Below are 22,395 nucleotides of genomic sequence, written 5' to 3'. Positions count from 1 at the left end.
ACAATTGAAGCTTTCAACCTGTCGCTGTCACTCTGGCGTCAGCGTTACCTCTGGTTATCGATCACGCGTGACCGACATCTCACCGAAGATACGGGACATTTCCTTTTGAACATCCCGCTCAGCAGCGGCAGAGTCTTCCGAGAATTTCGGTTCAGGCTGCGGATCGGGTGTAGTGGTATCCGGGTTTATTGTCGGTTCGACCGTGGGAGACCGCGAAAAATTAGCTGACGTGATGTTGTTCTTGGCGATTTCCGCCTCAAGAAAGTTTTCGAAATCGCTGGTCAACTGATCGCCGAAAACTGGACCATTATCGCTTGGCGCCAGAGGTTCTTGCTTTACGACGACCGGTGTCACAGGAGCTGCGGATGCGGCGGTAACAGGTGGTGCAGCCTGATAAGCTGGAAGAACGCGATTACGTGATGCGTCGAAGAAATCGACCGCATTTTCTTCTGTGACAGCTGCCTCATTGTGTTCAACTGGCTCGGGCATTTCGTCCGACAGGCGCTCCACTGCCCATCTAGGCTCTGCGGAGCTCGTTCCATGGCTGGTGGATGCGACTGGGGAGCCGAAGGTGGAGACGCTGGGTGCTGGTGAAACGACAGGTGCTTCCGGGCCGCCGGACAGTGCCGAGGTCGCTGTCGCAGCTGGCTTGGGGTCTTCACTTTGCTGCATCACCGCAGCAGCGAGAATGGGTGGTGCTGCGGAAGTGGTGGGGGCTACCGGCTCTCGTGCCAGCGCCTTGGGTGCTGGTGGCGCGACCGGCTGGGGCCGGTGAGGCGACGGTGCTGAGGCTCCCGCGTTCGAAACCGGGTGGATCACTGGCACTGGTTCAGGCTTTCGGGGGATGGGCTGTGCTGTCACCGGCGGAGGAGGATTGGTTGGTCTTGTCGCTGCGACAGCGGTCGCAGGCGATGGGGAAGGCGCTGGCTTCGCTGGTGCGGCGCCCGCCGCTGGCTTCTTTCGTTCTTCTGCAGCCGGGGTCTTCACTTCAGATGCCATATTCGCTGCTGCGGGCCGGATATCGTCTTGCGGCGCCTGCGCAATGCTCCGTTGGCGGTCGGCGTCGCGTGTAATGAGAGCGTCCTCCTGCGGGTCGCGCACCTCCTTCATGAACGGTATGGCACCAATGCCGCTTTCGATCACGATATCGGTCGGACCACCGATCATGACGAGATGCTCGACATTGTCACGTCGCACAAGAACAAGACGTCTCCGCGCATCTACGGCGGTCGCATCCAGCACCTGTAGACGCGGCTGACGATTTCTGCCGCCTCGGATAAAGGGTGCAGAGCCGCTTCTGCGGCGGATGAACCATAGAACGATTGCTAGAAGCAGCAATGCCGTGCCAACGCCAACCACCGCAATGATCAATCGATTGCCATACGCGCCAATGAAGTCTTCCATAATGGTGCTGGTCCCTTCAGCCATTTTCTGCAGCGGAAATGTACCCGCATTACATTTGTTCACATATCGTGACGGGAAAAGACGATTTTTTTTCGCCGCCTACAAGAATTTATCCTGTTCTTCCACGAATTTGCTGCATCTTTGACGAAATCAGTCCAGTGAAGACGCTCGGCTGTGCGCGCCCATCGGTACGCGATGCCTATTGTTGTGCATGGGCTATGCTTATCGATTGACGGAGCTTTTTGATATTTATGCAAATTGCTACAAGCAATGTAGAAGCGATTCCGTTCGATGTGACTTTTTCCGGCATGTCGGGAAGGCCAGCAGAACTGCAAGGGTAAAACCTCAATGACCAAGGTGCGTCAAACCACTGATAATGACTTTCCCTTGGTGGACAGGCGCGGGCGATCGGCCACTGTGCTTCGCATTCTGCTTCTGGCACTTGTTCTCGTGGCTGCGGCTATTGCCTTCGTTTACTTCAAGGACTCTCTTGAGAACGAGATCGTGCTTGGCATTCTTGGCGTTCTCGCCATGCTCGGCATCTTTTTTCTGGTGTCCTCCGCCATCGGCTTCATCGAGGTTATGCCGCAGTCGCAATCCGATGGAATGGCGCGGCGCTTTCTTTCATCTCATCCCGAGGGCACGCTGATCACCGATACCAAGGGGCGGCTGGTCTACGCCAACGCAACTTATTGCCAGATGACCGGCGCGTCGCGAGCAACCGAGATACAGAGCCTTGAGCAGTTGCTTTCGCGGGATATGGAATCGACGGAAGCTCTCTATCGCCTGATCAATGGTTTGCGCGAAGGACGCGACGGATATGAAGAGTTCCGTCTGCTTAAGTCTCTCAGCCAGTCATTTGTTACCCCGCCAGGTCCCCGCTGGTTCCGGCTTAAGGCGCGTCTGCTCAAAGACGCGAGCGGTCAGGACCTGCATGTTTTCCAGATTGCCGACATCACCGCCGAGCGCGAAGACCAGGAGCGCTTCTTCCGCGAGTTGCAGAACGCCATCGATTATCTCGACCATGCGCCAGCCGGCTTCTTTTCTGCGGGCCGAAAAGGGGAAATTGTCTATCTCAACGCCACGCTCTCCGAATGGCTCGGGATCGATCTGGCGCAGTTCTCCCCAGGCTCGTTGAATGTATCCGATATCGTGGCAGGCGAGGGGATGGCTCTCATTGAATCGGTGCAGCCGCAAGTGGGTAGCAAGCGCACCGAAATGCTCGATCTCGATATGCGCCGTGTCAATGGGCAAAGCATGCCGGCACGGCTCGTTCATCAGGTGACCGCCGCGCGTGACGGTGCGCCGGGTGAAAGCCGGACCCTGGTTCTGATGCGACCCAAGGGGCAAGATAGCGCAGAATCGTCGTCGGCAATGCGCTTCACCCGATTTTTCAATAACACGCCGATGGCGATTGCGTCCATCGATGGCGAGGGACGTATCCTGCGGACCAATGCGCCGTTCCTGAAGCTGTTCTCCGGCGTCGTTGGTCGCGATGACATAGACAATGCCGTTCCACTGGAAACGGTTCTGCACGACAATGAGAAGGCCAAGCTTGCGCAGGCGATGACGGCTGCGAAGGATCGGCAGGGGGATATTCCGCCATTCGATTCCCGCCATCCAAAGGACGAAACCCGTCATTTCCGCTTTTACGTCAACGCGGTGATCGATCAGGACGACGAGGCTCCTGAAGAGGTCGCGATCGTCTATGCTATTGAGGTGACCGAGCAGAAGGCTCTTGAAACCCAGATGGCGCAGACGCAAAAGATGAATGCGGTCGGCACGCTTGCTGGCGGCATCGCCCATGATTTCAACAACGTCCTGACTGCCATTCTGCTGTCGTCCGACCATCTGCTTCTTCAGGCTCGGCCAGCGGATGCAAGTTTTGCGGATCTGATGGAAATCAAGCGCAATGCCAATCGTGCGGCGGTGCTTGTGCGACAGTTGCTGGCCTTTTCACGCAAGCAGACGATGCGCCCTGCTGTCCTCAACCTGACCGACGTCATCGGTGACCTGCGCATGCTGGTCGACCGGTTGATTTCCGGCACGAACGTCAAGCTCGAAGTGGATTACGGGCGGGATCTCTGGCCGGTCAAGACCGACTTGTCGCAGTTCGAGCAGGTCATGATCAATCTTTGCGTCAATGCGCGTGATGCCATGCCTGATGGCGGCAAAATCAAGGTGACGACACGCAATCTGCTGGCTTCAGACGTTGCAGCTTTCGGCAAGACCGAACTTCCGGCTGAGGACATGGTCATGGTCGAAGTTGCCGATACCGGAACTGGTATCCCACCCGAGATCATGGACAAGATTTTCGAGCCCTTCTTTACCACGAAGGAAGTGGGCAAGGGCACCGGCCTTGGCCTCTCGATGGTTTACGGTATCGTCAAGCAATCCGGCGGTTACATCTATCCGGAGTCCGAGGTCGGTAAGGGCACCGCTTTCCGTATTCTGCTACCGCGCCATATCGTCGAGCCGGTGCATGCCTTACCGGCATCCGACGGTGCGGAAACTCAGCGAACCGCCGAGGCTGTCGTCGCAAAGCCGGAAGCCAAGGACGAACCGCTCGACCTTACTGGCAAGTCGGCGGTGGTGCTGCTTGTGGAGGACGAGGAGGCTGTGCGCCGCGGCGGCAAACGAATGCTGGAGACCCGCGGTTATACGGTCTATGAGGCCGGTTCCGGTACAGAAGCGCTGGACGTGATGGAGGAGTTGGAGGGCAAGGTCGATATCGTCGTTTCCGACGTCGTCATGCCTGAAATGGACGGTCCTTCATTGCTGCGAGAGCTGCGCAAATCCTACCCAGACCTCAAATTCATCTTCGTGTCCGGTTACGCCGAAGATGCCTTTGCCAAGAACCTTCCAGCCGATGCAAAGTTCGGCTTCCTGCCAAAGCCTTTCTCGCTCAAGCAGCTTGCTGTCTCCGTCCGTGAAATGCTGGATAGCGACAGTTAAGGCACTGTTCGATCTCGCTGCTGGACGACGCCTCCACAGAAGAGCTTTTCATCTTGGGGTTTGAAGGTTCACGCAACTTTCGCACAATTTCGATCCGGTAGCGTGAAAGATGGGCGTTTGGCTCAGCTTTGAGGCTTGCTCCTTCGCCGTCTTCCCATTTTTCCAGGATGCAAACGGATTAGTGATTGCAGTGCAGCGCGAGGGGCTTAAAATCGACTAACTGAAACCTAAATAAGAAGAGGCGAAATTCTTGCTCGCACCCTTCATCGCTTGCGGGTTTGATTTTGGAGAATAATGAAAAATGATCGTTAACTCGATCTACATGCAAGGCGACAGCGAAGGGGAGGACGGCGGAACGAACCGCGGCACGTCTGTTATCACCCGCACCAAGCCTAAGACGAAACGACCGAATTTGTACCGTGTTCTTCTTTTGAACGACGACTACACTCCGATGGAGTTCGTCATTCATATTCTGGAGCGCTTCTTCCAGAAGGACAGGGATGCTGCCACCCGTATCATGTTGCATGTCCATCAGCATGGTGTCGGCGAATGCGGTGTCTTTACTTATGAGGTCGCAGAGACAAAAGTAAGCCAGGTCATGGATTTCGCCCGACAGCACCAGCATCCGCTACAGTGCGTCATGGAAAAGAAATGAGGATCGCAACGTGCCAACTTTTTCCCCAAGTCTCGAGAAGGCGCTGCACCAGGCACTGACCTTTGCCAATGAGCGTCACCACGAATATGCGACGCTTGAGCATCTATTGCTTGCGCTGCTCGATGACGTCGACGCAGCCGCTGTCATGGGTGCCTGCAATGTCGATCTAGACACGCTTCGCAAGACCGTGATCGACTATGTCGATAACGAACTCTCCAATCTCGTGACGGGATATGACGAAGATTCCAAGCCGACATCCGGCTTCCAGCGCGTTATCCAGCGTGCAGTCATTCACGTGCAGTCTTCTGGACGCGAAGAGGTGACTGGCGCAAATGTGCTTGTCGCGATCTTCGCCGAGCGCGAGAGCCACGCCGCTTATTTCCTTCAGGAACAGGAAATGACGCGTTACGACGCAGTGAACTATATTTCCCACGGCATCGGCAAGCGTCCAGGCTCTTCGCAGACCCGTACCCCGCGCGGTGCCGATGAAGGCGATAATGAACCTAAGGCTGCGCGCAGCGGTCCGGAAGACGATGCATCAGGCGCAAAAAAGCAGCAGGATGCTCTGAAGGCCTATTGCGTCAACCTCAACGACAAGGCCAGAAACGGACGCATCGATCCGCTGATCGGTCGCCACGACGAGGTCAACCGTACCATCCAGGTACTTTGCCGCCGCTCCAAGAACAACCCGCTCTATGTCGGCGATCCAGGCGTCGGCAAAACCGCGATTGCCGAAGGACTGGCCAAGCGCATCGTCGAAGGCAAGGTGCCGGAAGCGTTGATCAATGATACGATCTTCTCGCTCGACATGGGAACGCTGCTGGCCGGTACACGCTACCGCGGTGACTTCGAAGAGCGTTTGAAGCAAGTCGTTAAGGAGCTAGAGGAATTTCCTGGCGCTGTACTGTTTATCGATGAAATCCACACCGTGATCGGTGCAGGTGCTACATCCGGTGGCGCCATGGATGCGTCCAACCTCCTGAAGCCTGCCTTGTCCTCCGGCGCGATCCGCTGCATCGGTTCGACGACTTACAAGGAATACAGACAGTTCTTCGAAAAGGATCGCGCACTTGTGCGTCGTTTCCAGAAAATAGACGTCAATGAGCCGTCGATCGATGATGCAATCGAAATCATGAAGGGTCTGAAACCCTACTTCGAGGAATATCACCATCTTCGCTATACCAACGAAGCGATCAAGGCAGCGGTGGAGCTCTCGGCCCGCTATATCTCTGACCGCAAGCTTCCGGACAAGGCGATCGACGTCATTGATGAAACCGGCGCGGCACAGATGCTGCTTCCGGCATCGAAGCGCCGCAAGCTGATCACCGAGAAGGAAATCGAGGTCACCATCGCGACTATGGCTCGCATTCCGCCGAAGACGGTTTCGAAGGATGACGAGATGGTTCTTGCCAATCTTGAGCAGGAACTGCGCTCGGTGGTTTACGGCCAGGATACGGCAATCGAAGCGCTTTCCACCGCCATCAAACTGGCGCGTGCAGGTCTTCGCGAACCGAACAAGCCAATCGGCTCCTACGTCTTTTCCGGCCCTACCGGCGTCGGCAAGACAGAGGTTGCCAAGCAGCTTGCGTCGTCACTCGGTGTTGAAATGCTGCGCTTCGACATGTCGGAATATATGGAGCGTCATACGGTTTCGCGCCTTCTTGGGGCTCCTCCCGGCTATGTCGGCTTCGACCAGGGCGGCCTTTTGACCGATGGCGTCGATCAGCATCCGCACTCCGTCGTGCTGCTGGACGAAATCGAGAAAGCCCATCCGGATATCTACAACATTTTGTTGCAGGTCATGGATCACGGTTCACTCACGGATCACAACGGCAAGAAGATCGACTTCCGCAATGTCATTCTTATCATGACGACCAATGCGGGCGCCTCTGAAATGGCCAAGTCTGCGATCGGCTTTGGTTCGTCCAAGCGGTCTGGTGAAGACGAAGAGGCATTGAACCGCTTGTTCACGCCGGAATTCCGCAACCGTCTGGATGCGATCATTCCCTTCTCGCCACTGCCCACCGCGGTCATCCACAAGGTGGTTCAGAAGTTCGTTATGCAGCTTGAAACGCAGTTGTCGGAACGCAACGTCACCTTTGACCTCCATGATGACGCTGTCGCATGGCTGGCCGAGAAAGGCTATGACGAAAAGATGGGGGCGCGTCCACTTGGCCGCGTCATCCAAGAGCATATCAAGAAGCCTCTGGCGAATGAGATCCTCTTCGGAAAACTGAAGAAGGGCGGCGTGGTCAGTGTCAGCTTGGACAAGAAGGACGATGGCAAGGACGGCCTAAAGCTCAACGTGTTGCCGGAGACTGCACCAGTGAAGCCGAAACCCGAGGCTGAGCTGAAAGCTGCAAAGTCTCCCGGCAAGTCCAAGACCAAGGCAGCCAAGGTCGAAGAGACCGCGGATGCGTTGGTTGTGCATGCGGGCAAAAAGGAGGGCGAATCCGAGCCAAGACGCAAGGGCAACGCCGTGCCGAAGGTGCCAAAGAAAAAATAACTGCTCTATCTCATCCGTAGATAGACTGGTTGACGAGCGGCGGAGCCAGTTTCCGCCGCTTTCTTTTTTGCGAGTTTTAGGACGATGTTCGCAACGTATCGTCTTCGCGATTTAAGACACGCAACAAAAGAAAAGCGTGGTAGACATTCCTCAGCTGATACAAAAGACGCAGGCCAGCCTGAATGAACCAGGCGCCAGTGTTGATCGATTCCGGAATGACTGATGTCTGCATATAGTGACACGGATTCTCTTTTCCTCTGGTTCGCCAGGGGTATGAAGGGAATATTCTCGCTTCCCGCTCTTATTCTTATGACGTCCTTCGTAGGCTTCAGCGCATTTGCGCTTGAATCTGGTGTGCCGCGGGGGGAGGCGGTTTTTATGACGCTCACTATATGGGCGTTACCTGCCAAGATGATCCTCATAGGCTCCATGGTCAGTGGTGCTGGATTGGCCGCCTGTTTCCTTGCGGTGACATTGTCGTCGATCCGAATGATGCCAATGGTCGCTTCGATCGTGCCGGAGATGCGCACAGCTAGAACTCCGACGTGGCTGCTGCTTTTTCTTTCCCACTTTGTCGCCATAACGGCCTGGGTCTATGCAACCCAAAATCTGACAAGGGTTCCTCGTGAAGCGCGTGTAGCTTGGTTTGCGGGTTTCGGAATCACGCTCACAGCCATCAATGCGGCCATTGTCGGCATCTGTTATGGGGTTGTCGCAGCCTTTCCGCCGCTTGTGGCCGGCGTGCTTTTCTTCCTGACGCCAGTCTATTTTATTTCATCGATATGGGCATCCGCACGGCATTCCGTCGTCAAGGTTGCCTTCGTCGTCGGCGTTATAGGCGGTCCACTCTTTGCTGTCATCGAGCCGGAGTTCGACATTCTCTACGCCGGTCTCGGTGGTGGAACGCTCGCTTATCTCATTGACCGATTCTGGTTACGCCGTCGAATCGAGCCCGCGTCCACGGAGGGCGAGCCGTGACAGATGCCTGGTGGGTACCATACGCATTCATTGCTATCGCTGGCTGGATCGCCACGGATATCTGGCGGTGGCTGGGCGTCATCGCAGGCAACAAGCTTAGGGAGGACTCCGAAGCTCTGCACTGGGTGAGGGCTGTGGCCACCGCGCTCGTCATGGCTGTAACAGCTAAGCTCATTGTCTTTCCTACCGGCACGTTGGCGCACTCTCCGGTTGAACTGCGTATCGCAGCTGCTGTTATCGGCTTTCTTGCTTTCTTGGTCAGTGGCCAGAAAGTTGTTGTCGGCGTGATAGTCCCGGTGGCCCTACTAGCCGTTGGCCTGCTATACATTGGGATATAGTCTATTTTGATGTAAATATTTGTAAATCAGCAAGGATGGGGCTGTAAATAGAACGTATTTACAGCTCTCATACTATTCCAGTCAGCCTTGGGCGCGCTTAATTTATCTATCGAATGACTCGATTACTCTAGCGCACGAGCCTCAGTGCTAAACTTAGGGGTTGGCGTATCTTTTCTCGACCAGATCATGCTTCTGCATGACCGATTCTAATGAACGGTCAAGACATGTGCGCGACTGCTTGCAACCATGAAAGCCTCTCGCGCGGCCTCGAGATCGCAGCGACCGGCTACCGCATCAAGACATCGTTTTTTTGCTGTCTCGTATTCGGGCCCGTGTTCGCTGGGCCAGCGATAGGTCAATATCTCGAGCGCTGTGAGCGGGCTGTAGATTTCAACAGCAGGACACATGGGCAAATGAACTGCGACAGGCTTGCACCACTGCGCGTGATGGCAAGGTTCTGATTTATGAATAAGCATCTCATCCTCCTTTTTTCCTCGCGGAAGCGAACCTCTCAGATCACGCTGAAGTTCCCGTTCACGAAAAAAGTGAACGGGTCGGGGGTTTCTTTTTTGCAAGATGAATGGAAAATGAACAAACACATGAACCGGAGATGAACAAAAGAACGCGTGGTGCGTTATCACTGCTCTAAATGAAGGAGGCCCGATTATGTTCAATCTGTCTGGAATTCAGGAAAGCTTTTTCGGCGATCGTATGGCCGGTGTTTGCCAAGCTATCACTTCTGCGCTTGCCTTCGAGTCGGGGCTTGAAAAGTCCAACATTTCGGCCACTGCCGAGAACGACGTCATCTATCTGCAGGGGACTGCTGATTCCGTCGAGGCCATCGAAGCTGCCATTAGTCTGGCATCGTCCATTTCAAATTGCCGTATCCTGAGCCACGTAGAGCCAGTTTACTGACTTTCAAAGGCCGGGCCTCCTGCGCCCGGCTCGACCCGACACTACGCTACCCGAGAGCATTTTGTTCGTGTGTCGACCCCGCTACCCAACAGGAATTGTAAACGTCCTATTCCAAGCGAAGGTCAGAGAGCGAAACTTGATACCGTGCGTAATGATCGTTCGGATATGATCATTCTCAACCCCCTGATACTCATTTGCACGTCGATATCGCGAAATCGCCTGACAGCTCCCGCGGCAAGTATCAGCGCTTGTTGACGTGCTCACTCTTCACTGTATCACCGACAGATATTGCGAGCTTCTTCGCGGCTCCTCCGTTCAACTCCAAGACATAACGTACAGGCCCGTTAGAGCTGATGATGTCTTCGGAATGTGGCACAGCGTTAGGGTGAATGTGAGTGATCTTCCCGGCCTTGGAAATGAACAGCATATCGAGCGGGATGAAGGTGTTCTTCATCCACATCATCACGTCACGGTCCATGGTAAAGTCGAAGAGCATACCGCGATCTTGGGCCATCGACTTGCGATACATGAGCCCTTGTTGACGCTGCGCATCCGTGTTTGCCAGCTCTACGGTAAAGACGTGTGTTACGCCTGACGCGCTGACAATCTCAAGCTTCTCGCTCGGGAAGGTTTCCTGCGCCATAGTGACAGAGCCTGACGCTACAAAAAAGAGAAGCGCCGTGCAGGCGCTTGCAATGGTGCGGATCGCAAACCTGTTCATCAGTGCGCCATTCCGATTCTGGCTGGATTGTCCGGATGAACTTCCGCAGCCATGAGCCCCTTGTCGCCATCACCGTATCGTACGAGAACGACTTGACCGGGCCGCAACTCGGCGAGGCCGAAACGACGCAACGTTTCCATGTGAATGAAAATGTCTTCCGTCCCTTCACCACGCGTCAGGAAACCGAAGCCCTTCGTCCGGTTGAACCATTTGACAATAGCGCGCTCCAGGCCACTCGAAGGGGTTACCTGCACGTGCGTGCGCACCGGCGGCATCTGAGACGGGTGAACGGCTGTAGACTGATCCATGGAGAGGATGCGGAACGCCTGATAGCCACGGTCGCGACGCTGAATCAGTGCGACAATGCGTGTACCCTCAAGAATGGTCTGGTAACCATCGCGACGCAGGCACGAAACGTGGAGGAGAACGTCCTGCATGCCGTTGTCCGGCACGATGAACCCGAAACCCTTTGCCACGTCGAACCATTTGATCACGCCAGTGATCTCGATCAGGTCAACGGCATCGCCAGAAAACTCTTCGAAATCGGCGACGGTCTTCGACGATATTCTATCAGCCATTATTGCCCAGCCCCTCAATACGCACCACTACCGGTCAACTGATTCCCTACCAAGAGATTAACATTGCAGTAACGGTTGTACGCAAGTGTAGTTTTCAGTTTCCTGGCTGGTTTTTAGGTCCCAGGCCTTACCCAAGGCTGACCGTGTTCGTCTAAAACGTTTCCGTCTGGAGCGAAAACATTTATGGTCTCGGTCGGAAGCCAAGTGCTACATATGAAAGGAATAATCCATGCGTTATCTGCACACTATGGTCCGCGTCAAAGACCTGAAGGAATCGCTTGCGTTCTATGTCGACATTTTCGGCTTGCAGGAAATCCGTCGGATTGAGAATGAAAAGGGACGTTTCACCCTGGTCTTTCTTGCGGCGCGTGACGATGTGAAGGCTGCGACAGAGAATAAGGCGCCATGCCTTGAGTTGACCTATAACTGGGACACCGAAGACTATACGGGCGGACGCAATTTCGGTCATCTGGCTTATGAAGTCGACGATATCTATGAGATCTGCGCCAAGCTTCAGGCCGCCGGTGTCATCATCAACCGTCCACCGCGTGACGGGCACATGGCCTTCGTCCGGTCTCCTGATGGCATCTCCATCGAGATCTTGCAGAAAGGCGCAAGCCTGGCACCAGCCGAACCGTGGATATCTATGGAGAACACAGGCTCCTGGTAACGTCTAAAGGCTGACAGCATATCCTCCGCTCTTTGCCTTGACTGATCCGTGAGCACAACACGCTTGAGAGTTGGCGCCCGCCAACCTGGCGATGCAGCTCTAGGCGCAGTGACGCGCAAGACGCGGAGGTTTTTCCTTTTGAAGACGCAGACGGGGCAGGGGCCACGAGGACTATCGCGCGGCGGGGCGGCTATCGCCCTGTCTGTTTTGATGCTGTCCGGTTGCGTTTCGGCCAAATCCGACGGCCAGGATGCCGCGGCTGTTCTGGATCCTGCTGCCTTGGCGTCCGAGAAGCACGCATCTGGAACGATGCCGCAGAGTGCCACGGCGGCAGTCGGGCAGGCGGCGCAGCCCGGTTATGTCGATCCAAGAATGGTATCGGCAGCTTCTGCCCGATCGTCGGCGCAGAACACACAAGGCATTCCGGCCCAGCAAGGCCAGGCGGGCGATACTGCTGCTGGCGCGCCCAAAAGCGGCTATGCCATGCAGCCCACTGGAATAGCTGCCAGCTCCCAAAGCATTTTCTCCAATGGCGCTGCCGGTGCTGCGCCATCGGAAATGGACAGCGTTCCTGCCTACGCGCCGACGGGCAGAATCATTCCCGCCCTTAAAAGCGTGTACTCTCCCACTTCGCCCCACGCCCCCGTCGAGCAGCCACAGCCCAAACCGGCTCAGGAACATTCCTCAAACACACCTGACACGTCTTCCGGCGTCTCAAACGACAATGCACTTGCAAACAGCACGTCGTCGCCGACACAACCGAGCCCTTATGTTCCGCAAAACAACATACCAATGGCGGAAGCCTTGTTTGCCGGTGTACCAAAGAAGCGCAACGGCATTGACCCGACAGGCAAAGTCACGTCACCCTCCTATGACGAAAGCCATGCTGATGAGGACGACAAACCAACGGGCCTGATGAAGCTTGCATCCATGTCTGGAATGACGCGTGTTGCGCCCAACGGTCTCGTTTTGCAGACGAACCAGGTGGATGTCGGATGCCTCAAGCCGGAACTGGTCCATCGCATCAAACAACTCGAGACGCATTACGGCAAGCGTGCCATCATCACCTCGGGTTATCGCCCACCAAAAGGTGCAACGCATGGTTCGAAGCATTACACCTGCGAAGCCGTCGACATTCAGATCAAAGGTGTCTCCAAATGGGATCTCGCGGAATATCTGCGTTCCGTGCCCGGACGAGGTGGTGTCGGCACCTATTGTCACACAGAATCGGTCCACATGGATATTGGCGAGACGCGCGACTGGAACTGGCCGTGCCGCCGGTCCGGCACCAACAGTTGATGCCATTTCAGAAAAGCTTGCGGTTTAGGATGTCGAAGCAGCCTTGTCGGCCAGCATGCCAACAAGCACATCCGACTGCGAGATGATGCCTGCAAGCTTTCCGTTGCTGTCCACCACTGGAAGGTAGTGCAATCCCTGTTCAGCGAACATGATGATCGCGTCTTCGATTGCAGTGCTTGGCGATACCGTTTTCACCGGCGAGGTCATGATGTCCTTCACCGTATCGTTGGGTGCGGGCTTGCCGGTCGCAATCAGTCGCAGCCGCTGGAAAAAACCGATGTGTGGACGACCATTTGTCCAATGAGCCTTATCAAGGAAGTCCGTCTGTGTGACGATCCCTACCACTTCTGCCGCGTCGTTGGTGACAGGCAAGGCCTTCACGTGATGGTCTCGCATCACTGCATGGGCATTCTTAAGGGAATCGTCTGGCGCGACAGCAACGACATCGCGGGACATGATGCTGGCGCAATCGAGGTGGGTTGCACGCCGACGGTATGATCGGAGTTCCATGCAACGCAAGATCGTTTCCAGATCGTCGCGATCAATGTCCAGCACCTCGTCATATTCCTTCAGGACATCATCCAGATCGGTTGATGAAAAGCCGATCCGGTCTATGGGCGCCGGATCACTGGTGCCATGGCTTGCCGGTTGCGGCCGGATCGAATGCGGGTAGGGACGTCCCGTCAAATTGTTGTAGATGATAGCGAGTGTGAGAAGCGCTACGGAGTTGCCGAGCACTGGCCAGAGCACGAATCCGTAGCCGAGATCATGAATGGCCGATCCCCCCAGAACGGCTGTCAGCGCCACCGCTCCACTTGGCGGATGAAGGCAACGGAGGCTTATCATGGCGCCGATCGCGATGGAGACGGCGAGAGCTGCCGCCAGAAACGGTTGCGGCACGAGGATGGCTGTCGTAACGCCGATCAGCGCAGCTAGCGTATTGCCACCGAGTATCGACCAGGGCTGCGCCAGGGGGCTTGAAGGGACCGCAAATAGCAAAACAGCAGACGCCCCCATAGGTGCGACCAAGGCCGGTAGGGAAAATCCATCACCGATGGCGAGATAGCCGAGCAAGCCGGTCAGCAGAATGCCGATCCATGCACCAAACGCCGCACGAAACCGCTCTCTGTAGCTAACGGGCGTTGCTTCAGGAATAACAAGTCGCAGCAGTTTCTTCATGCTCATTTCACGTGAAGGTTTCCAGAGGCGGCTTCTACCCAGAAATACGTGGTGTGTCTTGGATATATGATGCTCAAGATCAGCCATTCATGACAGATTTTACGCCGTCTACCACGAACTGAACGGAGAGCGCGGCGAGTAGAACGCCCAGCAAGCGGGTCAAAATGGCACGGCCGGTATTGCCCAAAAATCTGTCGAGCCTGTCGGCCGCCAAAAGCGCTGCAAAAACGATCACCATGCTGAACGCCAACAGCAGGATAAAAAGAGCTTTCTCCAAACTGGTCGCCATGGTGCCCGATATAAGCACGGTGGCAGAAATCGCGCCGGGGCCTGCGATCAATGGCAATGCCAATGGGAAAACTGCAATATTCTGAATGTGGTCCTGGGTGACTGCGACCTCGGAGGTCTTTTCCTTTCGCTCCTGCCGCTTCTCGAAAATCATCTCGAAGGAAATCCAAAACAGCAAAAGACCGCCCGAAATCCGGAATGCTCCAAGCGAAATGCCAAGCAGTTCCAGGATAGAAGCGCCGAAAAGAGCGAACATGGCGAGAATGCCGAAGCCGATCAGCGATCCGCGCAAAGCCACCTGGGCGCGCTGCGCCCGTGTCATCCCCATGGTCAGCGCCAGGAACACGGGGGCAAGGCCGGGCGGATCGAGCGTGACGAGCATGGTCGTCAGGGAGTTGATGAAGATTTCTGCGCTCGCCATGGGTTCCCCGCTTGTCACCTCTTCGGTGAGGTTCGCTTTTCAATATTTACGCCTGCCTTCGGCCTGGTTTTCGAGGATGGTAGGCAGGAGCAAGCGGTATTGAAACCCCACACACCCGCTTTTGCTTCGAAGGTGGCAGAAAACTGTGTATCGTCTTGTAAATGACGTAAAAGACTGTTCAAAACCGGCTGAGAAATTGGCGTGCGGACGCCGTTTCCGTTATAAAAATCCATCCGATTCTTAACAGAGAATGTGATCCGTTTTGACTGACCAGAGCCCCCCAGGCGGCGGAAAGCTTCCGCCAGGCATTGAACCAATTTCCATCATGGAGGAAATGCAGCGGTCGTATCTCGATTACGCCATGAGCGTTATCGTTTCGCGCGCACTGCCGGACGTCCGTGACGGCCTGAAGCCCGTTCATCGCCGTATTCTTTATGGCATGTCCGAACTCGGCATCGACTGGAACAAGAAATACGTCAAATGCGCCCGCGTCACCGGTGACGTGATGGGTAAATACCATCCGCACGGCAATGCCGCGATCTATGATGCGTTGGCGCGTATGGCGCAGGATTGGTCCTTGCGCCTTCCTCTCATCGACGGCCAGGGCAATTTCGGCTCGATCGATGGCGACCCGCCGGCGGCAGAGCGCTACACTGAATGCCGCCTGCAAAAAGCCGCGCATTCCCTGCTCGACGATCTGGACAAGGAAACCGTCGATTTCCGCGATAACTATGACGGCACCCTGCAGGAGCCTGTCGTGGTGCCTGCGAAGTTCCCGAACCTGCTGGTCAACGGGGCAGGTGGCATCGCCGTCGGTATGGCGACGAACATTCCACCGCACAACCTGTCCGAGGTAATCGAAGGCTGTATCGCGCTGATCGACAAGCCGGAGATCGAACTGCCGGAACTGATGCAGATCATTCCGGGTCCCGATTTCCCGACGGGTGCCTTCATCATGGGCCGCTCCGGCATACGCTCGGCCTATGAGACGGGCCGCGGCTCTGTCATCATGCGCGGGCGCGCCACTATCGAACCTATGCGCGGCGATCGCGAGCAGATCATCATCACCGAGGTTCCCTTCCAGGTGAACAAGGCTTCGATGATCGAAAAGATGGCCGAACTGGTCAAGGAAAAGCGCATCGAGGGTATTTCCGACCTGCGCGATGAATCCGACCGCCAGGGTTACCGCGTCGTCGTCGAGCTGAAGCGCGATGCCAATGCCGAGGTTATTCTCAACCAGCTATACCGCTACACGCCGCTGCAGACCTCATTTGGCTGCAACATGGTGGCGTTGAATGGCGGCAAGCCGGAGCAGATGACGCTTCTCGACATGCTGCGTGCTTTCGTGTCGTTCCGCGAGGATGTCGTCAGCCGCCGTACCAAGTATCTGCTGCGCAAGGCGCGTGACCGCGCGCATGTGTTGGTGGGTCTTGCGATTGCCGTCGCCAACATCGACGAAGTCATTCGCGTGATCCGTCAGGCTCCCGATCCGGCATCTGCCCGTGAACAGCTGATGACGCGTCGTTGGCCGGCCTCCGAAGTGGAAAGCCTGATTCTTCTGATCGACGATCCGCGTCATCGTATCAACGAGGACGGCACCTATAATCTTTCGGAAGAGCAGGCACGCGCAATCCTCGAATTGCGTCTTGCTCGCCTCACGGCACTCGGTCGCGATGAAATTGGCGACGAGTTGAACAAGATCGGCGCCGAGATCAGTGAATATCTCGAAATCCTATCGTCGCGCATCCGCATTCAGCAGATCGTCAAGGACGAGCTTGCCGCCATTCGCGAAGAGTTCGGCACGCCGCGTCGCTCCGAGATCATCGAAGGCGGCCCGGATATGGACGATGAAGATCTCATCGCCCGTGAAGACATGGTCGTGACCGTATCGCATCTGGGTTACATCAAGCGCGTGCCGCTGACGACCTACAAGGCGCAGCGTCGCGGCGGCAAGGGCCGTTCCGGCATGGCAACGCGCGACGCCGACTTCGTCAACCGTCTCTTCGTTGCCAACACGCACACGCCGGTTCTGTTCTTCTCCTCGCGTGGCATTGTCTACAAGGAGAAGGTCTGGCGTCTGCCAATCGGTACGCCGCAGTCCAAGGGCAAGGCGCTGATCAATATGCTGCCGCTGGAAGCCGGTGAGCGTATCACGACCATCATGCCGCTGCCTGAAGACGAGACGACGTGGGAAACGCTGGACGTGATGTTCTCCACGACACGTGGAACGGTTCGCCGCAACAAGCTGTCCGATTTCGTTCAGGTCAACCGTAACGGTAAGATCGCCATGAAGCTGGATGAAGAGGGCGACGAAATCCTCTCTGTCGAGACCTGTACGGACCGCGACGACGTGTTGCTGACAACGGCGCTTGGCCAATGCATTCGCTTCCCGGTCGATGATGTGCGCGTCTTTGCCGGCCGTAACTCGGTTGGCGTTCGTGGCATCAATATGGGCGAGGGCGACCGCATTATCTCAATGACCATCGTCAGCAGCAGCGATGCCGAGCCTTGGGAGCGTGCAGCCTATCTCAAGCGGTCCGCAGCAGAGCGTCGTGCGGCCGGTGTCGATGAGGAAGACATCGCACTCGTCGGCGAAGAGGTGACGGAAGAGGGTGAACTGAGCGAAGCTCGCTATCAGGAACTCAAGAACCGTGAGCAATTCGTTCTCACCGTTTCGGAGAAGGGTTACGGCAAGCGCTCGTCGTCTTACGATTTCCGCACATCCGGTCGAGGGGGCAAGGGTATCCGCGCCACCGACACGTCGAAGACGACCGAAATCGGGGCACTCGTCGCGGCCTTCCCGGTCGAAGACGCAGACCAGATCATGCTGGTTTCCGATGGCGGCCAGCTTATCCGTGTTCCCGTTAATGGCATCCGTATCGCCAGCCGTGCAACGAAGGGTGTTACCATCTTCTCCACCGCCAAGGATGAGAAGGTCGTTTCAGTCGAGCGTATCAACGAGCCGGAAGGTGAGGAAGAAGTAGAGGCACTGATCGAAGGTGCTGAAGATGTGGCAACTGGCGAAGCTAGTGCGGCATCCGAGACTGACGGCTCGGCAGAATAAGGAACAACAGCGCGGGTGGCGTCTACCGCCACTCCGCTTTTCGGGCAGGAGCGCAGTGATTTCAACTACGCTCACAGCACCCGAAACAAGGGCTCTGTCCGACTCATGTTGGACGAAGATGTCGACAAAAAACCCTGCGAAACGTTTGTTTCGCAGGGTTTCTTTTTGAAGGTAGCGTTATTCAGCGCAGACGTAGATGCACCGGAGAGTGACCAAAGCGTCCGTCGATATGAAGATGTATCTTCACTTCCGGCTGGTTGCTGCGCCAGGCGCGAGCGCCATGGCAAAGCAGGAGATTGACGAGATCGCGTGTCTTGTGTCGAGATTTGTTCAGTCCCAAATCGGCAATTTTCATCGCCGCTTCGTGGATCGGATGAAGCACCGACGCAGATTGACTTCTGCCCTTGCTCGACGCGATGTCCAAATAGTTTTCATTAATCGCCATCTGTAAAGCCTCGTTACTCATTACAATTCGAGGAGTGGGGCAGGCCATGGCGCTGACGGCGCCAAGGCCTTTCCCGGAACAGGGTGTAAACCTACTGGAGCGAAGCCCAGCAGCTGACGCCTTTCTTCTTCAGCGCGTTGCATGCATTGACCGCTTGATTCTGACCGTCAAAACCGCCGAACCGAGCGCGGTACATCTGTGCGCCATCCTTGGTGAAGGCAACCGTGAATGGCTTGGCGGTGCGCAATGCAGGTCCGCCTTTATCCTGCGCTGCCTGAAGCAGGTTGCGCGCGGAATTCTCATCAGGGGAAGCGCCGATCTGGATCACCCAACCCGCAGCGGCAGACGATGCAGCCGGGGCCGATGGTGCTGTGGATGCGGTCACGATGTTGTCTACCTTCGTCGAATTGGTAACGACAGAACGGTCCGGCTTCATGCTGACCGGCGGAACCGGCTTGACAGGCGCCCTAGGACGGGTCGCAACGTCCATGGCAGCAACTGCGGCATTCGCTGTAGAGGGGGCGAAAGCGGACACTGGAGCCTCTTCGCCGTAACGCTGTTGCGGCACAGGACCGGCGTTGGGAAGGCCCGAGGCAGGCGCAGTTGTCGTAACGACTGCGACCGGTTCTTCGACAGGGGCAGAAGGGGTGGCTGCAATAAGGTTGCTGTTACCGCCACGCGACGCCTTCGGCAGATACTCCGCGACGAGCTTGCGCATGGTCGCATCACGAGCCGCACTTGAGCGCCCTCCAAGCACGACAGCCACGATGGAACGACCATCCAGCTGTGCCGAGGTGGCGAGGTTGCTGCCAGCAGCACGGGTGTAGCCGGTTTTGATACCGTCGACACCCTTGACCGTGCCAACGAGGCGGTTGTGGTTACCGATGACCTGCTTGCCGAAGGTGAAGGTTCGTGTGCTGAAATAACCGTAGTATTGAGGGAAATGTTGGCGCAGAGCGATGCCGAGACGGGCCTGATCGCGCGCGGTCGTCATCTGCGCGGTGTTAGGAAGGCCGTTCGCGTTGCGATATGTGGTGCGTGTCATCCCGAGCGCACGGGCCTTCGCCGTCATCATTCGAGCGAAGCGCTCTTCGGATCCGCCAAGATGCTCGCCGAGAGCCGTTGCCATATCGTTCGCTGAACGGGTGACGAGAGCGAGGATGGCCTGCTCTACGGTGACAGAACCACCTGCGCGCACGCCGAGCTTGGAAGGAGGCTCCTTCGCCGCGTTTGCAGAAACCGGAACTTTGGAGTCAAGTGTTATGCGCCCGGCACTCAGTGCTTCGAAAGTGAGATAGAGCGTCATCATCTTCGTCAAGGAAGCAGGATAACGCAAGCCGTCAGGATCTTCCCCGTAAAGGACCTTACCCGTCTTGGCATCGATCACGATACCAGCATATTTCGGGTCCGCCTTCGCCACCTGCGTGGCGGAAACGGTCGTTGTCGCCACAGCCGCCGCGAACAGCAAAGCCTTCACAAAAGAGGTCGCGCCCACAGCGCGACCAAGCGCCTCAGATAGTTTTTTCAACACAGTTGAACTCTTCAATCGCATGCCACAGTTCCGTCCGACACGCCCCGCCAGACATTTTCACGTTTCGAACTTTAGTGAGATGACGTTACCAAGTGGTTTATGAATGGTATCCACAGCACATAAAATGCGGCATTTCTCGCTCATTCGGAGGAAGCAGATAGAGTCTTTTCAAAATCTTAGGTCGGCTGAGACGCTTCCTTCGAGGATGTGCGACACGATACTATTGAAACGGTCGTGTTGCGCTGTTACCTGATGCTGGAATAAGAGGATGAAGAATGGCGTCTCGCGATCGATACTCCCGTAAGCTCGAATGTTCACGTTGCGGACACAGTGGATTCGCCGAGGCTTCCGAGAAAGACGAGAAGGGGTCCAGGGATGTGGACTTCCGGATCGACGAAATGCCGCGTGGGTTCCGGGCCGAGCGTCCATCGACAAACCCAGCAGAATACATGGTCCGCTGCGCTCAATGCGGCAATATCTTCCGCTTTCAACAAAAGACGGCTTATGCACCGGGCGGCGAGCCGCGCGCATCCCGGTGATCCCGATCGCAAGACCACAAGAGAGATTGAGATGAGCCTAGACATGCGGACGGACAAAAACGAGCCGCCTCGGAAACCGCTGTGGCCGTGGCTCCTATTACTCGTTCTCACCCTTCTTGCAATCTACTCGTATCATTGGTTCAATCGAATGGTCGACGACCTGATCGTGAACATGCCGAGTGCTGTTGTGGAGCTACTCGATCAACTGCTGGGTTATGAGGCTCGGCGAGAGCAGCCTCACCCAGATCAGAACTGGCGCATCGTTTCGCCCACGCAGTAAAAGCATCACACAAAAAAGCCCCGCGAAACTGGCGGGGCAGGTTGGTCGCTCGGGGAAAGTTGGGCAATGCCCTTGAGCGATGATCGAGACATATCGCGAACCGGTATTTGGTGCGAGGCTAGATGGCGTCCAAACGGTACTCCGCTATATAAAAATGTCAGCCTTCCCGACCTATTTTCAAAAAAATAACCCGCACAAGGCGGGTTTTTAGTCGAGAGGGGAACGAGAGACTGGGAGGTCTCACGGTTATAAAACGTGCTAATCACCAAGAGGTTGCGTGGCTCAAGATCTCTTTTTTAGGCCGTACCGACAGGCGCTTCAAGAGACGTCGCTATCGCTCCGCAAGGACAGAACTTTTGATTTCCGCTCTTCCTAACCGCAAAACTGTCTCGCGCATGCACCGCATGCCTGAAAGAAAAAAGCCCCACCTTCAAGGCGGGGCGAGGTGTTACCTGATTGGCTCTCAGGACTTGGGAGCTCCTCATGGTGAGGAACGCTGACAAATTAGCGTGCGTGTCACCAGCGTAAAAGGCCACTGTGACTATGATCGGTACGCCCAATCAAAAGAAATAATGATATGCCCGCTTGATCCCCGCGGATGTGGTCTTCGATTTTTTGCGGCATTCATCACCCGTTCAGTGCTGACATGGCACATTCGGATTGCGTTGAGTGGCCAGCTAAGTGCGCCATCTCACCTGGAGAATATCGCCATGAAGAAAGTTCTTCTTACTGTTATAGCAGCGACGCTTGCGACTGGTACCTTGTTTGCCAGCGTTCAGACGGCTTCCGCGCAGTATTATGATGGTCCATACAGGTACGAGCGCCGCGGTCCTCCTCCTCCGCCGCCCTATCGCGACCCACCACGCAAACACCGTCATAACGACACGGGCGCCGTGATTGCGGGCGGCATTGCTGCCGGTCTACTGGGCGGGATCATCAGCGGCGCGATCGCCAATGACAGTGGCCCGCGCTACGTCGAGCCGCCTCCACCTCCACCGCCACGTTGCTGGTTGGAGGACCGCCGGGTGCCGAATTCATATGACGGAGGCTGGCACATGGAGAGCTTCCGTGTATGCCAATGAAGCTTCGTGCGTCCTTTTGGACGCACGGTGGCTTTCAACCTACGCATCGTGCTTTGCGACAATCATGTCTGATTTGCAGGTCGCTGCTGTAGGTTACCCATAACGAATGTCGCAAAAAAGCCGGCTCATCCGCCGGCTTTTTTCTCGCCTCATAGGTTTTGAGTAGGCGTTTCGTCACGCCCGGGCGCCAGCCCACTTGTCCAGCTTTTCCCGAGTATCGGCGGGATCGGAGATTCTCTCCAGCTCGCCTAGAAGTTTTCCTGGAAGGCATGGCTTCTGACAAAAGGCGGACGTTGTGTAACGCTGCGCAAGTTGGCGACCATCGGCATGACCGGAATGGAAGACGAAGGGCACGTCCCGCTCTGCAAGAATATCCGCCACCGGGAACACTTCCCCGTCAATCAGGCGTACGTCAAGTACGGCGCAGGTCGGCGTGTTTTCCTTTAGATAAAGCGTCGATTGCTCGATACTGGCAAATGGCCCTGCAACGTCCCAACCAGCCTCTTCGAAGGTCATTTGGAGATCCAGGGCGACGAAAATTTCGTCT

Annotated in this window: 20 protein-coding genes; 11 read left to right on the top strand and 9 right to left on the bottom strand. The window is 56.1% G+C overall.

The annotated features are described in order from the left end of the window. Window positions 1-54: 54 nt before the first annotated feature. A complete protein-coding gene (locus QZ869_RS10835) occupies window positions 55-1,428 on the bottom strand; it encodes a flagellar biosynthetic protein FliO (RefSeq protein ID WP_296104504.1) in 1,374 nt (457 codons plus the stop codon). A 324-nt stretch (window positions 1,429-1,752) separates the two neighbouring features. Between QZ869_RS10835 and cckA the strand changes: the two genes are divergently transcribed. The 5 genes from cckA (at window position 1,753) to QZ869_RS10810 (ending at window position 8,836) form a co-directional block, all read left to right on the top strand. After that, window positions 1,753-4,359 carry a cell cycle histidine kinase CckA gene (cckA, locus tag QZ869_RS10830; RefSeq protein WP_296104501.1) on the top strand — a complete coding sequence of 869 codons (2,607 nt, stop codon included), beginning with the start codon at window positions 1,753-1,755 and terminating at the stop codon, window positions 4,357-4,359. Window positions 4,360-4,660: 301 nt separating this feature from the next. After that, complete coding sequence (gene clpS, locus QZ869_RS10825; RefSeq protein ID WP_296014276.1) at window positions 4,661-5,014, top strand: ATP-dependent Clp protease adapter ClpS; 354 nt, start codon at window positions 4,661-4,663, stop codon at window positions 5,012-5,014. Between the two features lie 10 nt (window positions 5,015-5,024). Then, window positions 5,025-7,520, top strand: a complete 2,496-nt coding sequence (gene clpA / locus QZ869_RS10820; protein WP_296104497.1) for an ATP-dependent Clp protease ATP-binding subunit ClpA — start codon at window positions 5,025-5,027, stop codon at window positions 7,518-7,520. Window positions 7,521-7,742: 222 nt separating this feature from the next. Next, window positions 7,743-8,498 carry an AzlC family ABC transporter permease gene (locus QZ869_RS10815; RefSeq protein WP_296104494.1) on the top strand — a complete coding sequence of 252 codons (756 nt, stop codon included), beginning with the start codon at window positions 7,743-7,745 and terminating at the stop codon, window positions 8,496-8,498. Then, the gene (locus QZ869_RS10810; protein ID WP_296036493.1) at window positions 8,495-8,836 is read left to right on the top strand and encodes an AzlD domain-containing protein; all 342 of its coding nucleotides are present in this window, start codon (window positions 8,495-8,497) and stop codon (window positions 8,834-8,836) included. The genes QZ869_RS10815 and QZ869_RS10810 overlap by 4 nt, the downstream gene beginning before the upstream one ends. Before the next feature lie 206 nt (window positions 8,837-9,042). Here QZ869_RS10810 and QZ869_RS10805 read toward each other — a convergent pair whose 3' ends face one another. Next, window positions 9,043-9,312, bottom strand: a complete 270-nt coding sequence (locus tag QZ869_RS10805) for a DUF982 domain-containing protein (RefSeq protein WP_296014281.1) — start codon at window positions 9,310-9,312, stop codon at window positions 9,043-9,045. Between the two features lie 190 nt (window positions 9,313-9,502). Here QZ869_RS10805 and QZ869_RS10800 point away from each other — a divergent pair, with 190 nt between their 5' ends. Beyond that, entirely contained in the window at window positions 9,503-9,751 is a 249-nt protein-coding gene (locus QZ869_RS10800; protein ID WP_296014282.1) for a BON domain-containing protein, read from the top strand. 241 nt (window positions 9,752-9,992) lie between these two features. Here the strand turns inward: QZ869_RS10800 and QZ869_RS10795 are convergent, their stop codons facing one another. Next, entirely contained in the window at window positions 9,993-10,472 is a 480-nt protein-coding gene (locus QZ869_RS10795; protein ID WP_296014283.1) for a DUF192 domain-containing protein, read from the bottom strand. Continuing rightward, complete coding sequence (locus QZ869_RS10790) at window positions 10,472-11,050, bottom strand: cold-shock protein (RefSeq protein WP_296014284.1); 579 nt, start codon at window positions 11,048-11,050, stop codon at window positions 10,472-10,474. Before QZ869_RS10790 ends, QZ869_RS10795 begins: the two co-directional genes overlap by 1 nt. Before the next feature lie 229 nt (window positions 11,051-11,279). On the opposite strand from QZ869_RS10790, the gene gloA reads away from it, so the two are divergent. Beyond that, window positions 11,280-11,720 (top strand): lactoylglutathione lyase, encoded by a 441-nt coding sequence (gene gloA / locus QZ869_RS10785; RefSeq protein ID WP_296073966.1) that lies wholly within the window; start codon window positions 11,280-11,282, stop codon window positions 11,718-11,720. A 138-nt stretch (window positions 11,721-11,858) separates the two neighbouring features. Next, a complete protein-coding gene (locus tag QZ869_RS10780) occupies window positions 11,859-13,019 on the top strand; it encodes a D-Ala-D-Ala carboxypeptidase family metallohydrolase (RefSeq protein WP_296104491.1) in 1,161 nt (386 codons plus the stop codon). Between the two features lie 24 nt (window positions 13,020-13,043). Here QZ869_RS10780 and QZ869_RS10775 read toward each other — a convergent pair whose 3' ends face one another. Both QZ869_RS10775 and QZ869_RS10770 read right to left on the bottom strand, forming a co-directional pair. After that, window positions 13,044-14,198, bottom strand: coding sequence for an HPP family protein (locus tag QZ869_RS10775; RefSeq protein ID WP_296104488.1), 1,155 nt, complete (start codon window positions 14,196-14,198; stop codon window positions 13,044-13,046). Between the two features lie 79 nt (window positions 14,199-14,277). After that, window positions 14,278-14,907, bottom strand: a complete 630-nt coding sequence (locus QZ869_RS10770) for a MarC family protein (protein ID WP_296036501.1) — start codon at window positions 14,905-14,907, stop codon at window positions 14,278-14,280. Window positions 14,908-15,169: 262 nt separating this feature from the next. Here QZ869_RS10770 and gyrA point away from each other — a divergent pair, with 262 nt between their 5' ends. Beyond that, on the top strand, window positions 15,170-17,971 hold the full coding sequence (gene gyrA / locus QZ869_RS10765; protein ID WP_296018658.1) for a DNA gyrase subunit A: 2,802 nt from the start codon (window positions 15,170-15,172) through the stop codon (window positions 17,969-17,971). Window positions 17,972-18,152: 181 nt separating this feature from the next. On the opposite strand, the gene QZ869_RS10760 is transcribed toward gyrA, so the two are convergent. Both QZ869_RS10760 and QZ869_RS10755 read right to left on the bottom strand, forming a co-directional pair. After that, a complete protein-coding gene (locus QZ869_RS10760) occupies window positions 18,153-18,416 on the bottom strand; it encodes a hypothetical protein (protein WP_296018665.1) in 264 nt (87 codons plus the stop codon). A gap of 91 nt (window positions 18,417-18,507) precedes the next feature. Next, window positions 18,508-19,968: an SPOR domain-containing protein gene (locus tag QZ869_RS10755; protein ID WP_296104485.1), complete on the bottom strand. Its 1,461-nt coding sequence runs from the start codon at window positions 19,966-19,968 to the stop codon at window positions 18,508-18,510. A 254-nt stretch (window positions 19,969-20,222) separates the two neighbouring features. Between QZ869_RS10755 and QZ869_RS21785 the strand changes: the two genes are divergently transcribed. Then, entirely contained in the window at window positions 20,223-20,486 is a 264-nt protein-coding gene (locus QZ869_RS21785) for a hypothetical protein (RefSeq protein ID WP_363315927.1), read from the top strand. A gap of 990 nt (window positions 20,487-21,476) precedes the next feature. Beyond that, complete coding sequence (locus tag QZ869_RS10750; RefSeq protein WP_296018661.1) at window positions 21,477-21,848, top strand: hypothetical protein; 372 nt, start codon at window positions 21,477-21,479, stop codon at window positions 21,846-21,848. A gap of 174 nt (window positions 21,849-22,022) precedes the next feature. On the opposite strand, the gene QZ869_RS10745 is transcribed toward QZ869_RS10750, so the two are convergent. Next, complete coding sequence (locus QZ869_RS10745) at window positions 22,023-22,364, bottom strand: response regulator (RefSeq protein ID WP_296018663.1); 342 nt, start codon at window positions 22,362-22,364, stop codon at window positions 22,023-22,025. Window positions 22,365-22,395 lie beyond the last annotated feature (31 nt).

Origin of the sequence: uncultured Agrobacterium sp. (assembly GCF_913777885.1) — a bacterium.
GTDB lineage: Bacteria > Pseudomonadota > Alphaproteobacteria > Rhizobiales > Rhizobiaceae > Agrobacterium.
This window is presented reverse-complemented; position numbering and strand designations above follow the sequence as displayed.

What these genes read in the sequence shown, in the direction of transcription:
- QZ869_RS10835 (WP_296104504.1), bottom strand. Translation starts at nt 1,428, where the DNA reads ATGGCTGAAGGGACCAGCACCATTATGGAAGACTTCATTGGCGCGTAT.
- QZ869_RS10750 (WP_296018661.1), top strand. Translation starts at nt 21,477, where the DNA reads ATGAAGAAAGTTCTTCTTACTGTTATAGCAGCGACGCTTGCGACTGGT.
- QZ869_RS10760 (WP_296018665.1), bottom strand. Translation starts at nt 18,416, where the DNA reads ATGGCGATTAATGAAAACTATTTGGACATCGCGTCGAGCAAGGGCAGA.
- QZ869_RS10790 (WP_296014284.1), bottom strand. Translation starts at nt 11,050, where the DNA reads ATGGCTGATAGAATATCGTCGAAGACCGTCGCCGATTTCGAAGAGTTT.
- cckA (WP_296104501.1), top strand. Translation starts at nt 1,753, where the DNA reads ATGACCAAGGTGCGTCAAACCACTGATAATGACTTTCCCTTGGTGGAC.
- QZ869_RS10775 (WP_296104488.1), bottom strand. Translation starts at nt 14,198, where the DNA reads ATGAAGAAACTGCTGCGACTTGTTATTCCTGAAGCAACGCCCGTTAGC.
- QZ869_RS10795 (WP_296014283.1), bottom strand. Translation starts at nt 10,472, where the DNA reads ATGAACAGGTTTGCGATCCGCACCATTGCAAGCGCCTGCACGGCGCTT.
- QZ869_RS10800 (WP_296014282.1), top strand. Translation starts at nt 9,503, where the DNA reads ATGTTCAATCTGTCTGGAATTCAGGAAAGCTTTTTCGGCGATCGTATG.
- QZ869_RS10770 (WP_296036501.1), bottom strand. Translation starts at nt 14,907, where the DNA reads ATGGCGAGCGCAGAAATCTTCATCAACTCCCTGACGACCATGCTCGTC.
- QZ869_RS10745 (WP_296018663.1), bottom strand. Translation starts at nt 22,364, where the DNA reads ATGACCTTCGAAGAGGCTGGTTGGGACGTTGCAGGGCCATTTGCCAGT.
- QZ869_RS21785 (WP_363315927.1), top strand. Translation starts at nt 20,223, where the DNA reads ATGGCGTCTCGCGATCGATACTCCCGTAAGCTCGAATGTTCACGTTGC.
- QZ869_RS10805 (WP_296014281.1), bottom strand. Translation starts at nt 9,312, where the DNA reads ATGCTTATTCATAAATCAGAACCTTGCCATCACGCGCAGTGGTGCAAG.
- gloA (WP_296073966.1), top strand. Translation starts at nt 11,280, where the DNA reads ATGCGTTATCTGCACACTATGGTCCGCGTCAAAGACCTGAAGGAATCG.
- QZ869_RS10815 (WP_296104494.1), top strand. Translation starts at nt 7,743, where the DNA reads ATGTCTGCATATAGTGACACGGATTCTCTTTTCCTCTGGTTCGCCAGG.
- QZ869_RS10755 (WP_296104485.1), bottom strand. Translation starts at nt 19,968, where the DNA reads ATGCGATTGAAGAGTTCAACTGTGTTGAAAAAACTATCTGAGGCGCTT.
- clpS (WP_296014276.1), top strand. Translation starts at nt 4,661, where the DNA reads ATGATCGTTAACTCGATCTACATGCAAGGCGACAGCGAAGGGGAGGAC.